Annotated in this window: 13 protein-coding genes; 6 read left to right on the top strand and 7 right to left on the bottom strand. The window is 72.9% G+C overall.

Annotated elements, in window-relative coordinates; genetic code table 11:
* Positions 1-44: 44 nt before the first annotated feature.
* Positions 45-902 carry a type I methionyl aminopeptidase gene (gene map / locus ACFV6E_RS34710; protein ID WP_385163528.1) on the bottom strand — a complete coding sequence of 286 codons (858 nt, stop codon included), beginning with the start codon at positions 900-902 and terminating at the stop codon, positions 45-47.
* 56 nt (positions 903-958) lie between these two features.
* Between map and ACFV6E_RS34715 the strand changes: the two genes are divergently transcribed.
* Together ACFV6E_RS34715 and ACFV6E_RS34720 are read left to right on the top strand one after the other, a co-directional pair.
* A complete protein-coding gene (locus ACFV6E_RS34715; RefSeq protein WP_385163601.1) occupies positions 959-1189 on the top strand; it encodes a hypothetical protein in 231 nt (76 codons plus the stop codon).
* 215 nt (positions 1190-1404) lie between these two features.
* Positions 1405-1734 (top strand): hypothetical protein, encoded by a 330-nt coding sequence (locus ACFV6E_RS34720; RefSeq protein ID WP_385163525.1) that lies wholly within the window; start codon positions 1405-1407, stop codon positions 1732-1734.
* A gap of 92 nt (positions 1735-1826) precedes the next feature.
* On the opposite strand, the gene ACFV6E_RS34725 is transcribed toward ACFV6E_RS34720, so the two are convergent.
* Together ACFV6E_RS34725 and ACFV6E_RS34730 are read right to left on the bottom strand one after the other, a co-directional pair.
* On the bottom strand, positions 1827-3185 hold the full coding sequence (locus tag ACFV6E_RS34725; protein WP_385467118.1) for an MFS transporter: 1359 nt from the start codon (positions 3183-3185) through the stop codon (positions 1827-1829).
* Positions 3186-3286: 101 nt separating this feature from the next.
* Complete coding sequence (locus ACFV6E_RS34730) at positions 3287-3889, bottom strand: hypothetical protein (protein ID WP_385467121.1); 603 nt, start codon at positions 3887-3889, stop codon at positions 3287-3289.
* A 102-nt stretch (positions 3890-3991) separates the two neighbouring features.
* On the opposite strand from ACFV6E_RS34730, the gene ACFV6E_RS34735 reads away from it, so the two are divergent.
* The 3 genes from ACFV6E_RS34735 to ACFV6E_RS34745 all read left to right on the top strand — a co-directional run bounded on the left by ACFV6E_RS34735 (position 3992) and on the right by ACFV6E_RS34745 (position 6188).
* On the top strand, positions 3992-5080 hold the full coding sequence (locus tag ACFV6E_RS34735) for an exo-alpha-sialidase (protein ID WP_385467123.1): 1089 nt from the start codon (positions 3992-3994) through the stop codon (positions 5078-5080).
* 47 nt (positions 5081-5127) lie between these two features.
* The gene (npdG, locus tag ACFV6E_RS34740) at positions 5128-5871 is read left to right on the top strand and encodes an NADPH-dependent F420 reductase (protein WP_385163512.1); all 744 of its coding nucleotides are present in this window, start codon (positions 5128-5130) and stop codon (positions 5869-5871) included.
* 122 nt (positions 5872-5993) lie between these two features.
* The gene (locus ACFV6E_RS34745; RefSeq protein WP_385467126.1) at positions 5994-6188 is read left to right on the top strand and encodes a hypothetical protein; all 195 of its coding nucleotides are present in this window, start codon (positions 5994-5996) and stop codon (positions 6186-6188) included.
* A gap of 1 nt (position 6189) precedes the next feature.
* Here the strand turns inward: ACFV6E_RS34745 and ACFV6E_RS34750 are convergent, their stop codons facing one another.
* The gene (locus ACFV6E_RS34750) at positions 6190-6990 is read right to left on the bottom strand and encodes a site-2 protease family protein (protein WP_385163506.1); all 801 of its coding nucleotides are present in this window, start codon (positions 6988-6990) and stop codon (positions 6190-6192) included.
* 140 nt (positions 6991-7130) lie between these two features.
* Between ACFV6E_RS34750 and ACFV6E_RS34755 the strand changes: the two genes are divergently transcribed.
* Entirely contained in the window at positions 7131-10577 is a 3447-nt protein-coding gene (locus ACFV6E_RS34755) for a BTAD domain-containing putative transcriptional regulator (protein WP_385467129.1), read from the top strand.
* A gap of 29 nt (positions 10578-10606) precedes the next feature.
* Here ACFV6E_RS34755 and ACFV6E_RS34760 read toward each other — a convergent pair whose 3' ends face one another.
* The 3 genes from ACFV6E_RS34760 to ACFV6E_RS34770 form a co-directional block, all read right to left on the bottom strand.
* Entirely contained in the window at positions 10607-11428 is an 822-nt protein-coding gene (locus tag ACFV6E_RS34760) for an ABC transporter permease (RefSeq protein ID WP_385163500.1), read from the bottom strand.
* Positions 11425-12450: an ATP-binding cassette domain-containing protein gene (locus ACFV6E_RS34765; RefSeq protein WP_385163498.1), complete on the bottom strand. Its 1026-nt coding sequence runs from the start codon at positions 12448-12450 to the stop codon at positions 11425-11427. The genes ACFV6E_RS34760 and ACFV6E_RS34765 overlap by 4 nt, the downstream gene beginning before the upstream one ends.
* A 160-nt stretch (positions 12451-12610) precedes the next feature.
* On the bottom strand, positions 12611-13006 hold the full coding sequence (locus ACFV6E_RS34770) for a roadblock/LC7 domain-containing protein (RefSeq protein ID WP_385467132.1): 396 nt from the start codon (positions 13004-13006) through the stop codon (positions 12611-12613).
* Between the last annotated feature and the right edge of the window lie 386 nt (positions 13007-13392).

The raw sequence follows: 13392 nt of genomic DNA on the forward strand, positions 1-13392 counted from the left end.
GTGCACATCTGTGCACCCGGCGGGCTCTCCGCGCTGCCCGTTGGTCAGGGCAGGGTAAGGATCTCGGCGCCGGTGTCGGTGACGACCAGCGTGTGCTCGAACTGGGCCGTCCGCCTGCGGTCCTTCGTCACGACCGTCCAGCCGTCGTCCCACATGTCGTACTCGTGCGTGCCGAGGGTCAGCATGGGCTCGATGGTGAAGGTCATGCCGGGCTGCATCACGGTCGTCGCGTGCGGGCTGTCGTAGTGCGGGATGATCAGCCCGGAGTGGAACGAGGAGTTGATGCCGTGACCGGTGAAGTCCCGGACGACCCCGTACCCGAACCGCTTCGCGTACGACTCGATGACCCGCCCGATGACGTTGATCTGCCGGCCGGGCTTGACGGCCTTGATCGCGCGGTCGAGGGACTCCCGGGTCCGCTCGACAAGGAGCCGACTCTCGTCATCCACATCCCCCACCAGATAGGTGGCGTTGTTGTCACCGTGCACACCGCCGATGTACGCCGTCACATCGAGGTTGATGATGTCGCCGTCGCGCAGCACGGTGGAGTCCGGGATGCCGTGGCAGATGACCTCGTTGAGCGATGTGCACAGCGACTTGGGGAACGAGCGGTAGCCCAGGGTCGACGGGTAGGCCCCGTGGTCGCACATGTACTCGTGCGCCACCCGGTCCAGCTCGTCCGTCGTGACCCCGGGCGCGATCAGCTCGGCCGCCGCCGCCATCGCCCGCGCGGCGATCCGGCCCGCGGTCCGCATCGCCTCGACGGTCTCCGGAGTCTGCACCTCGGGCCCGGTGTACGGGGTGGGCGCGGGCTTGCCCACGTACTCGGGACGCCTGATGTTTCCCGGCACGGAACGGGTGGGAGAGAGCTCCCCTGGTACGAGCAGCGACTGGCCAGACATGCCTGCGAGTCTAACCAGCGGGCATGAGCGACCATGAACACGGAAAGGAGCCGGTCATGGCCCTGTTCAAGAAGCGCACCGTCGGCAAGCCGGGCGAGTGGTACTACTGCCTGGAGCACAAGAAGGTCGAGGAAGGCCCGGAGTGCCCGGCGAAAGACCGCTTCGGCCCTTACGCCAGCCGCGAGGAGGCGACCCACGCGATGGAGACGGCGCGGGAACGCAACCTGGAGTGGGAGAACGACCCGAAGTGGCACGACGCGTCGGCCCGGCGGGGCGAGGAGGACTGACCGGGGGTTCTCGGCGTCTTAGGCCGGGTCGGCGTGCCCGCATCGTGACGTTCTCGACCCCGCACATCGGGCCGGGTGCTGCCGCTCCGACGGCTCGGCCGGCCCCAACCTGTGTGCGGCCGCTGCTGCCTGGCCAACGGCGCCGAGTGAGACGGGAAACTGAGACGGACGGCGTTGTGCGCTCCCCAGCGTCTTCGCTGCTGAAGGAGAACGTCATGGCGTTGGTGCGCAAAGGATCACGACGGATCGTTGTCGATGGCACGGCGTACCGCTGGCGGCTGCGGGGCAGGCCGACGTACTCCCAGGGGCTGGCCTGGTCGCCCTGCGCGTTCGGCGTCGAGCACGCGGACGCACAGGGCATGACGCTCGTGGTCGCCACCGACCAGCCACACCCGGGCAACTGGATCGGTCGCGAGGCTGGGCCTGTACGGCCGTCACGTGTCGCCGCGGCCGTTCGGCTTGCCTTGCGCGAAGGCTGGACTCCGACGGTTCAGGGCTCCGCGTTCCATCTCGACCTGTCCGCCGGTTTCACACCTTCGTACTGAGCGGTCGTGACATCCTCGCTGCCAGCACCGGTGCGTACTTGTCAGCTGCGCTGGTCGTGCCGGGTGACTCGGACGGAGCCGTTCACCTGCGTTCATGGGCAGTCGGTCGTGGGAGCGGCTATCGCCTTCGGCGTACGCAAGTTCCGCAGCCGCACCGCATGCTCGTTCGTCCGTGCGTCATACGTCATCAGCTTCGGCAGGCACAGGGCGAGCAGGCCCACCGCCCCCACGCACAGCGCCCCGCCCGACCAGATCGACGTGCGGACGCCGGTCCAGGCGGCCATCGTGCCCGCGCGGACCTGGCCGAGTTGGGGGCCGGCCGAGTAGGACAGCAGCTCGATGCCGGCCAGGCGGCCCCGTAGCTCGTCCGGGATCGTCTGGTTCCACATCGCCGCCCGGAAGATGCCGCTCACCATGTCGAAGCCGCCGGACAGGGTGAGGAAGAGCAGGACCAGCCAGACGTCGTGCACCGCGCCCGCCGCCACCATCGCGGCGCCCCAGCAGGCGGCGGCCACGGCCACCGTCCGGCCGTGCCGGTGGACCCGCGAGGTCCAGCCGCTGGTCAGGCTCACCAGCAGCGCCCCCGCGGGCAGCGCCGCGTACATCAGCCCGAGGGACCACGGCGCATCCAGCTCGTCCGCGAGGAACGGCAGCACCGCGAGCGGCATCGCGAAGAACATCGCCGCGAGGTCGATGGCGTACGTGCCGAGCAGCTCCTTGCGGTGCCAGGCGTACCGCGCGCCCTCCGCGATCGACCTGAGCGACGGCTTCGCGGCCTCGTGCGCGGCGGGGGAGGCGGCGAGGCCGACGGCCAGTACGGCGGAGACCGCGAACGTCAGCAGGTCCACCGCGTACGCCGAGGCCAGCCCCGCGTACGCCACGACGATCCCCGCCGCGGCGGGCCCCGCGACCCCGCCGACCGTCCAGCGCAGCGAGTTCAGCGCGGCCGCCGCCGGCAGGTGCTCGTGCGCCACGATCCGCGGCAGGATCGAATCGAGCGCCGGCCGCTGCACCGAGAGCAGGGCGGAGGAGAGCGCCGCCACCGCGTACAGCGGCCATACCGCCGGGTGCGGCAGCAGCGCGTTCAGCAGGAGCACGGCGCACAGCAGACCCTGTCCCGACTCGGTGCCGAGGATCAGCTTCCGCTTGTCCAGGGCGTCGGCGAGCGCCCCTCCGTACAGCCCGAAGACGATCATCGGTACGAGTTCCACGGCGCCGATCGCGCCCACCGCCACCGCCGATCCGGTCAGCTCCTTCATCTGTACCGGCAGCGCGACCAGGGTCAGGAAGCTCCCGAAATTCGTGATCAGCCCCGCCACCCACATCCGCCGGAAGTCGGCGGACGTCCGCCAGGGCGCGAGATCCGGCAGCACCGTGAGCAAGCGGGCACGGGCGCGTGCGCGGGCGCGAGGCCCGGGAGCGGTGAGGGTGTCGGGGGCGTCGTCGGTCACGAGCGGTCATGCTCCGCGCGGGCCGCCGCACCGGGCAACCCCTTTTCCGGCGGCCGGGAGGACCACCATCGGTGGCTACCGGCGACAACCGGCAGCCGTCGCTACCACCGCGCCGGCGGCGGAGACGTCAGCTGGTCCGCCAGGCGGGACAGCCGGTCGCGCAGACGCCGCCGCCCCCGCGGCGCGGGCAGCGCGTTCTCCCCCGCCGCCGCGCTGACCAGGTGCTGGACCGTGTCGAGGTCGACCTCCGCGCCGGGCGGCAGGGACAGCGACTCATGGGCGGTGGCCCGCAGCTCGCGGTCGCCCTCGGCCATCGCGAGGACCGTCGCGCCGGCCAGCCGGGCGTCGTGGATCCGCTCAAGCAGCGGCGCCCCGGGCGCCGACGGCGACACCACGAGCAGCGTCTCGCCGCGCCGCGCCGCCTCGATCCGGCCCAGGCCGACGGCCAGGTGGGCCGGGTCCGCGGCCCGCGTCTCGTGCCGTACCAGCGTCGGCGACAGCTCGGGGGTGCCCGACCAGGCCGCCTCGTCGACCAGATGGGCCGCCAGGTGCCAGGGCTCGTAGTCGGACGTGCCCACCAGGAGCAGACCGCCCCCGTGCGACACCACCGAACTCCTCAGCGCCCCGGCGAAGCGGCGGGTGGCCCCCAGCCACTCCGTCCCGGCCAGCACCTCACGCAGCATCGCGACCCGTACGGCATCCATGGGACGCCACTCTGCAACAAACGGACACTCGTCGAACGGAGTTCACCACGCATTCACCCGTGTTGGGCAAGGGCACGCACCACCCGCGAAGCAGGAGGCACCGTGACCACAGCGACAGACACAGAGGCGAGCGTTCCGTTCCGCGCCGGACAGGAGGGCTACGCCAGCTTCCGGATCCCGGCCGTCGTCGCCACCCGCGCGGGCACGCTGCTCGCCTTCTGCGAGGGCCGCGTCGACTCCGCGGCGGACCACGGCAACATCGACATCGTGCTCAAGCGGTCCACGGACGGCGGCCTGACCTGGGGGCCGCTCGCGACCGCCGCGACGAACAACCACCACCTCGCGGGCAACCCGGCGCCCGTCGTCCTCGACACCGGCCGGATCCTCCTCGTGTACTGCCGCAGCACGGCGACCGCCACCGAGGACGCCATCCTGCGCGGCGAGGTCTCCGCCGCCGACGGCCGCCGGGTCTGGGTGCGCTACAGCGACGACGACGGGGTCACCTGGTCGAGCTCCGTGGAGATCACCGGCACGGTGAAGAAGGCGGACTGGCGGTGGTACGCCACCACGCCGGGCCACGCCGTTCAGCTCACCTCGGGGCGCGTCGTCGTCGCGGGCAACCACACCGTGCCGCCCACCGGCACCGACACCGGCAAGGAGGCCAAGTACAACAGCGGGCACTGCCTGCTCAGCGACGACCGGGGCGCGAGCTGGTACCTCGGCTACCTCGACGAGAACACCGACGGATACGTCAACGTGAACGAGACGACGGCGGCCGAACTGCCCGACGGGCGCGTGTACTTCAACACCCGCAACGACTCGCCCTCGCCCGGCAACCGCGCCGACGCGTACTCCCTCGACGGCGGCCGGACCCTGGTCAAGCCCTTCCGCCCGCAGGCAGGGCTGGTCACCCCCGTCGTCGAGGGCAGCCTGCTCCAGATCCGCGACCCCGACGTGCTGCTCTACTCGGGCCCCGCCGCCCCGGACGCGCGCGCCCTGATGACCGTGCGCGCCTCCGACGACGACGGCACCACCTGGCGGACCGCGTACCCGGTCGACGGGCTGCCGGCCGGCTACTCCGACCTGGTCCGGATCGACCCGGACACCGTCGGGCTGCTCTACGAGACCGGCGACTTCGACACCTACGAGACGATCACCTTCCGCCGCATCCCCGTGACGGCGCTCACCTGACCCGTCGGGTGCCGTCGGACGGCGGTCCGCGCACGTAGAGTCGGCCCATGACCTCCAGTGACAGTGCGAACAGCGACAGCCGCGGCAGCGCGAAGAAGGCGGCAGCCAAGGATCCCTGGGATCTTCCCGACGTCTCCGGTCTCGTCGTCGGCGTGATCGGCGGCACCGGGCCGCAGGGCAAGGGACTGGCCTACCGGCTCGCCAAGGCCGGTCAGAAGGTGATCGTCGGCTCGCGCGCCGCGGACCGCGCCGAGAGCACCGCGGCGGAACTCGGACACGGCGTCGAGGGCGCCGAGAACGCCGAGTGCGCCCGGCGCAGCGACGTGGTGATCGTGGCGGTGCCGTGGGAAGGGCACGCCAAGACGCTGGAGTCGCTGCGCGAGGACCTCGAGGGCAAGCTCGTCGTCGACTGCGTCAACCCGCTCGGCTTCGACAAGAAGGGTGCGTACGCCCTGAAGGTGGAGGAGGGCAGTGCCGCCGAGCAGGCCGCCGCCCTGCTGCCCGGCTCGCGGGTCACCGCCGCCTTCCACCACCTGTCCGCGGTCCTCCTTGAGGACCCGGAGATCGCCGAGATCGACACCGACGTGATGGTCCTCGGCGAGGAGCGCGCGGACGTGGAGACCGTCCAGGCGCTGGCCGGGCGCATCCCCGGTATGCGCGGCATCTTCGCGGGCCGGCTGCGAGGCGCCCACCAGGTCGAGGCGCTGGTCGCCAACCTGATCTCGGTGAACCGCCGCTACAAGGCCCACGCGGGCCTGCGGCTGACGGACGTCGAGCCGACGGACGGCTAGCCGGGGCGCGCCCGTAATGGGGCATGGGGGACACTGGAAGCCGTACCGATCCGTCCGGACGGCCCGTACAAGATCCGTACGCGATCCGTCCGGTCCGTCCGTCCCGTCAGGAGCCGCTCCCCATGCCCCGCCTCGCCCTCTACGCGCTCGCCGTCTGCGTCCTGTCCGTCGCCGCGGCCGTCGTCTCCTTCGTCCAGGGGAGCTGGCTGGGCATCGTCTGGGTGCTGATCGCGGGCCTGTCGTCCAACATGACCTGGTACTACGCGCGCCGGAACCGGGCGCGCCAGGGCTCCGTCAGCGACTCCGCCACCGGCTGAGTCACCGGCCGGGCGTGCAGAACTCGCTCGTGCCCTCCCAGAACCGGTACAGGTCCTGGCCGCAGTAGCGCTGGAGGTCGTCGATCCCGAGCCCGCCCAGCAGGGCGTAGACCGCGTCGAAGAACACCTGGTTCACCTCCGGGATCCACAGCACCGCGAACACCGCGAGCAGACCGAACGGGGCGAACGGCTCCACCTGCCGGCGCACCTTGTACGACAGCCACGGCTCGATCACCCCGTAGCCGTCCAGGCCCGGGACCGGCAGGAAGTTCAGGATCGCGGCGGTGACCTGGAGCAGCGCCAGGAACGCCAGCGCGTACTGGAACTCGGCGGGCACGCCGTCCAGCACGTCGAGCCAGAACGGCGCCGTGCACACCACGGCGAACAGGACGTTGGTCAGCGGCCCCGCCGCCGAGATCAGGCTGTGCTTCCAGCGGCCCCGGATGCGGTTCCGCTCGATGAAGACCGCGCCGCCCGGCAGACCGATCCCGCCCATGATCACGAAGAGCACCGGCAGGACGATGCTGAGCAGCGCGTGCGTGTACTTCAGCGGGTTGAGCGTCAGATAGCCCTTGGCGCCGATCGAGATGTCACCGCTGTGCAGGGCCGTGCGCGCGTGCGCGTACTCGTGCAGGCACAGGGAGACGATCCAGCCCGACGTCACGAACAGGAACACGGCGACGCCGGGCTGCTCGGCGAAGCCGGTCCAGACGGCCCACCCGGTGACCGCCATGACGGCCGCGATCCCGATGAATACGGGGCTGATCCTCCGGTCGCTGCGGCGGGAGGCGGCGGTGGTCATGGGACTCCTCGTGCTGTGAAGAACTGCTCGTCGGGCCGGTCGGCCTGCCCGACCGTACCCGCCACAACCCGAAAACGTCTCGCGGCCGCCTGCGAGTTCCGGGGAGGGTGGGCCACACACTCCCGACCGCAGCGGCAAGAATGGACCACGTGCGCTACCGGATTCTCGGCACCACCCAGGCACTCCGCCCCGACGGCACGCTCGTACCGGTCGGCGGGGCACGGCTGCGCGCCCTGCTCACGGTGCTGGCCCTGCGGCCGGGACGCACCGTGCCCGCGGCGCTCCTCGTCGACGAGGTGTGGGGCGGCGACCCGCCCGCCGACGCGACGGGGGCGCTCCAGGCGCTGGTCGGCCGGTTGCGCCGGGCGCTCGGCGCGGACGCGGTCGACTCGGCCGAGGGCGGCTACCGGCTCGCCGCCGCCCCCGACGACATCGACCTGCACCGCTTCGACCGGCTCGCGGGCGAAGGCACCCGGGCGCTGGCCGACGGCGACGCCGCGAAGGCGGCCGGCGCCCTGGACGACGCCCTCGCCCTGTGGCACGGCCCGGCCCTCGCCGACCTGCCCGACCGCACCGCCGAGTCGGCCCGCTGGGAGACCCGGCGCCTGGACGTCCAGCGCGCCCGCCTCAGCGCCGCCCTCGCCCTCGGCCGGGCCGAGCAGGCGCTGCCCGAGCTGACCGCGCTGTGCGACCTGCACCCGCTGGACGAGCCGCTCCAGGCGCTGCGGCTGCGGGCCCTGCGCGACGCCGGGCGGTCCGCCGAGGCGCTCGCCGCCTACGACTCCGTACGCCGACTCCTCGCCGACCGGCTCGGCTCCGACCCGGGACCCGAACTGCGGGCGCTGCACGGCGAGTTGCTGGGCGGGAAGTGGGCGCCCGCCGCACCCGCCCCGCAGCGGCCCACCGCTCCCGCCGCGCAGGCGTCCACCGCACCCGCCCCGCAGCCGCCCGCCGCTCTCGCCGCGCAGGCGTCCACCGCACCCGCCCCGCAGCCGCCCGCCGCTCTCGCCGCGCAGGCCGAGGACCGTACCTCCGCCCCGCAGGCCGCGGAGCGCGCCCCCGAGGAGCCCGCCGCCGCGCCGCCCGGGAATCTGCGCGCCCGGCTGACCTCCTTCGTCGGCCGGGAGACCGACATCGACGCGATCCGCGGCGATCTCGCGGCGGCCCGCCTGGTGACCCTGCTCGGACCCGGCGGCGCGGGCAAGACCCGGCTCTCGCAGGAGGCCGCGGAGGCGGCGGCCGGTACCGCGCGGGACGGCGTGTGGCTCGCCGAACTGGCTCCCGTGGACGACCCGGACGCCGTCCCCGAGGCCGTACTGACCGCGCTCGGCGCCCGGCAGACCGTGCTGCGCGGCGCGGGCGCCGAGGAGATGCGGGCGGTCGCCGACCGCTCCGACGACCCCCTCACCCGGCTCGCCGAGCACTGCGCCAGACGCCGCATGCTGCTCATCCTGGACAACTGCGAGCACGTGGTGGACGCCGCCGCTCAACTCGTCGCGCACCTGCTGGAGCGCTGCCCCGGGCTGACCGTGCTCGCCACCAGCCGCGAACCCCTCGGCGTACCGGGGGAGTTGCTGCGTCCGGTGGAGCCGTTGCCCGAGCCGGTGGCGCTGCGGCTGCTCGCCGACCGCGGCGCCGCCGCCAGGCCCGGCTTCCGGATCGAGGCCTCCGGAGAAGACCGGGAGGCCGCCGCCGAGATCTGCCGGCGGCTCGACGGACTGCCGCTGGCCATCGAACTCGCCGCCGCCCGGCTGCGGATGCTCACCCCGCGCCAGATCGCCGACCGGCTCGACGACCGCTTCCGGCTGCTGACCTCCGGCAGCCGCACCGTGCTGCCGCGCCAGCAGACCCTGCGGGCCGTCGTCGACTGGTCGTGGGAACTGCTCGACGAGGACGAGCGCGACGTGCTGCGGGGCCTGTCGGTCTTCTCCGGCGGCTGCGACCTGGCCGCCGCCGAGGCCGTGTGCGGCCCGGCCGCCCTGGAGTCGCTTGGCTCGCTCGTCGACAAGTCCCTGGTGGTGGCGGCCCCCTCCGGCGACGGCGGCATGCGCTACCGGCTCCTGGAGACCGTCGCCGAGTACGCGGGCGAGCGCCTGGACGAGTCGGGGCGCCGCCCCGCCGCCGAGCGCGCCCACCTCACGTACTACCGGGAGCTCGCCCGCACCACCGACCCCGAACTGCGCGGCCCCCGCCAGCTCGCCGCCATCGGGCTGATAGAGCGCGAGTACGAGAACATCCGCACCGCGCTGCGCCGCGCCGTCGCCGAGCGCGACGAGCAGGAGGCGGTCTGCCTGGTCCTGTCCCTGCACTGGTACTGGCAGTCCCGCGACCTGCGCCTGGAGGCCCGCTCCTGGGCCCGCGAGGTGATGGCGCTCGGCCCCGACCCCTTCGAGTCCGAGGACCCGGTCCCGCCGCTGTACGAGAGCTGCACGGCCGAGCCGCCGCCGATGCGCCCCGAGGTCTTCGAGGAGGCCCGGCGCGGGGTGCACCTCGTCCATCTCGCCTGCATGGACATGGAGATGACGGTGTGGGACACCCCCGAGGGACAGCGCAAGCTGCGCGCCGTCGCCAGGACCTACCGCCCCGGACTGCCGCAGACCTGCCGCAGCCCCGGCTACCTGTGGTTCTACGCGGTGCTGCTCACCGGCGACCTGGAGCGGATGCGCCAGGTCATCGACGTCACCGTCGAGACCTGCCGGGAACTGGGCTACGAGTGGGAGCTGGCCGTCGCCCTCCAGATGCGCGCCAACATCCTCGCCAACCGCGCGGACCTGGCGGGCGACGCCTCCGGCGCCGCGGAGGAGTCCCTGGAGATCTTCACCAGGCTCGGCGACATCTGGGGAGCCGCGGAGGCGCTCGCGGCGCGGGGTGAGGCGCTCGAACGCGTGGGCGAGTTCGCCCGCGCCGCCGCCGACTACTCGGAGGCGATCACGTACGCCGAACGGCTCGGCGCCCGCGCCCAGGCGGCCGTGCTCAGCACCCGGCTGGCCAGCGCGCTCATCGAGTCCGGCGAGGTGGAACGGGGCGAGCGGCTGCTGCGTGACGTGGTCGCGGAGGCGCAGCGCGGGGTGCACGAGGCGATGCCCGCGGGGCGGCTCTTCCTGGCGATGTGGCTCGGCCGCACCGGGCGGGTCGAGGAGGCCCGCGAGCAGATGCGGCTGCTGCGCGAGGACTTCGAGGCGGTCAGCTTCGCCGCCTTCGACGGCTTCGTACAGGGTCTGGACGCGTGGCTGGACGCCATCGACGGGCAGTACGCGAGCGCACTGGCCAAGGTGCGCTCGGCGATGGAGCGGGCCAGGGACCCGCTGGCGCTGATGATCGCCCCGCACATGGCGTCCACGCACCTGGTCACCGCGGCGGTCGCCCTCACTGGCGTGGACGACGGCCGGCGGGTCCGCGACGCGGCCCGGCTCCTCGGCGCCGCCGACCGGCTGCTGCCGCCGGAGCACATCCAGGCTCCGAGCGAGCGGGAGGCCCGCGCCAGGGCCGAGACGGAGGTACGGGCGGCGCTCGACGGGACGGTGTTCGCGGCGGCGTACGCCGAGGGCGGCGGCCTCTCCCTGGAGGAGGCCACCGCCCTCGTATGACGTGAACCGGCGAGAACCCCGCCCGTACGTCAGTTCTTGGTGCGGAACTTGTGGATCGCGACCGGTGCCATCACCGCGGTGATGGCCGCCGACCAGCCGAGCGTGATCCACAGGTCGTGGGCGACCGGGCCGCCCAGCATCAGGCCGCGCGCCGCGTCGGCCAGCGTGGACAGCGGGTTGTAGTCCGTGAACGCCTGGAGCCAGCCCGGCATCGACTGGGTCGGCGCGAAGATCGACGAGCCGAACTGGAGCGGGAACAGCACCAGGAAGCCCATCGCCTGCACGGACTGCGCGTTCTTCAGGATCACGCCCAGGGTGAGGAACACCCACATGATCGACGAGGCGAAGACCGCGGACAGACCCACGGCCGCGAACAGGCCGCCCCAGTGGTTGATGTCGAAGCCGACGAGCACGGCGACGATCATCAGCACGGTGGTCGCGAACAGCATCCGCGCCAGCTCCACCGATATCTTCGCGAACAGCACCGAGCCGCGCCCGATGGGCAGCGACCGGAAACGGTCCATGACACCGGAGTTGAAGTCCTGGCTGAAGCCGGTGCCGACGCCCTGGGACAGCGTCATGCTCATCATCGCGATCATGCCGGGGATCACGTACTGGACGTAGCCGTCCTGTCCGCCGCCCAGGGCCTGGCCGATCGAGCCGCCGAAGACGTACACGAACAGCAGGGTGAAGACGACCGGCATCAGCAGCGCGTCGAACATCGACTCGGGGTCCTGCCGGATCCACAGCAGATTGCGCCGGATCAGCGCGCCGGTGTGGCGCAGATGGCCGCGCAGCGGTATGCGCGCGTCGGCCGTGGTGACGGGGGCCGTGGCAGTGGCGGCGCTCATACGGCGACCTCCTCGCGGGTCTCGGCGGGCACGGCGTCCTGCGGGGCACTGGCCTTGTGGCCGGTGAGGGACAGGAACACCTCGTCCAGGCTGGGCAGTTCGGTGTTGATGGAGGCGATGGTGATGCCGCGCGCGGTGACCGCGCCGACCACGGCGGTCAGCTGCTCGTCGCTGAGGATCGGCACCAGTACGGTGCCGGTCTCGGCGTCCACGGTCGAGCTGGCGAGACCGGTCAGGCCCAGCTCGTCGAGCATCGCGGCCAGCGGGCGCAGCTCCAGCGGGTCCAGCGGGCGCACCCGCAGGGTCCGGCCGCCGACCTTGGCCTTCAGCTCGTCGATACCGCCGTTGGCGATCACCTTGCCGCGGTCGACGACCGTCAGCTCGGAGGCGAGCTGCTCGGCCTCCTCCATGTACTGGGTGGTGAGCAGGACGGTGACACCGTCGCCGACCATGCGCTTGACCTCGGTCCACACCTCGTTACGGGTGCGCGGGTCGAGGCCCGTCGTCGGCTCGTCCAGGTAGAGGACGGCGGGTTCGCCGATCATGGAGGCGGCGAGGTCGAGCCGGCGGCGCATACCGCCGGAGTACGTCGACGCCGGGCGCTTGGCCGCGTCGGTGAGCGAGAACCGCTCGAGCAGTTCGTCGGCACGGCGCCGGGCGTCCTTGCGGGACAGGTCGAGCAGCCGGCCGATCATGTACAGGTTCTCCCAGCCCGGGAGCTTCTCGTCGACCGAGGCGTACTGGCCGGTCAGGCCTATCACCCTGCGCAACTGGCGGGGCTGGCGCAACACGTCGTAGCCGGCGACCGTCGCTTGTCCGGCGTCGGGCGTGATCAGGGTGGACAGGATGCGGACGAGGGTGGTCTTGCCCGCACCGTTCGGCCCGAGCACACCCCTCACGGTGCCCTCGTGCACATCGAGGTCCACGCCGTCCAGCGCCTTGGTCTCGCCGTAGTGCTTGACCAGACCCCGTACGGTGACGGCGCTCCGGGCGGCGTCGGGGTTCTTGTCGATTCGCGTCATGCAGACCAAGGTGCCAGCACCCACCGACAACGCACCGACAAGTCACCGACAGCGCGCCTACAGCCGTTGTCGGCAGCGCGCCTACAGCCGTCGCCGACCGCCTGCCACCGCTTACAACAACCGCCCCACGGATCGCCCGTGGCCCCGCCCTCCGCCGCCGTCAGCCGGCGGCGGAGTTCGCCTCCAGCAGGGTGCCGAGCCGTTCCACCAGCAGCGGCGCCTCGTGCCGCAGCGCCTCGACGTCGAGGCCCTCGTCACCGATCACGGTCAGCAGGGCGCGTTCGCCGATCGCGAGAATCACGACGTGCCCGGTCGCGCCCCGGGAGACCACCTCGCGCAGCGGCCCGGTGCCGGTCTGCTCGGCCATCCGGCGGCCGAGGCTCAGGTGCGCGGCGGCCAGGGCGGCGACCGACTCCGGGTGCGAGCTGTCCGTGTCGGCGACCACGAGCAGGCCGTCGCCCGTGGAGATCACGGACTCGGAGACGCCCAGGACGCGGTCCCGGAACGCGGTCAGCACCTCGGTCACGGGGTCGTTGGCGGAAGGAAGTGCGTTCATGGCCGCTCCTCGGTGCGGTTCTGCGCGCCCGGCGGCGGGGATGCCGCGGGGCGGGTGACGGTCGTGGCAGGTCGGTCGTCATTCACGGGCTCGGAGCGCGGCGGCCACCCGGCGCAGGGTGGCCAGGTCAGGAGCGTCCCGATCGAGATCGGACGGCGGTGCGGGTGCACCCGGATCCCACCCGGCGGTGCGCCGGGGGAGGGGAGCCGGGGGTACGGGGTCGGGCGGCGCGGCGGGTGCTGCGCGGGCGAGCGGTGTGGGGTCGGGCGGTGCGGCGGGTGCTGCGCGGGCGGGGGGTGCGGCGGGTGCTGCGCGGGCGGGCGGTGTGGGGACGGGGGGTGCGGGGACGGGTGGTGCGGCGGATGCTGCGCGGGCGGCCCGCCGGG

The organism is Streptomyces sp. NPDC059785, from assembly GCF_042732375.1.
Classification (GTDB): Bacteria; Actinomycetota; Actinomycetes; order Streptomycetales; family Streptomycetaceae; genus Streptomyces.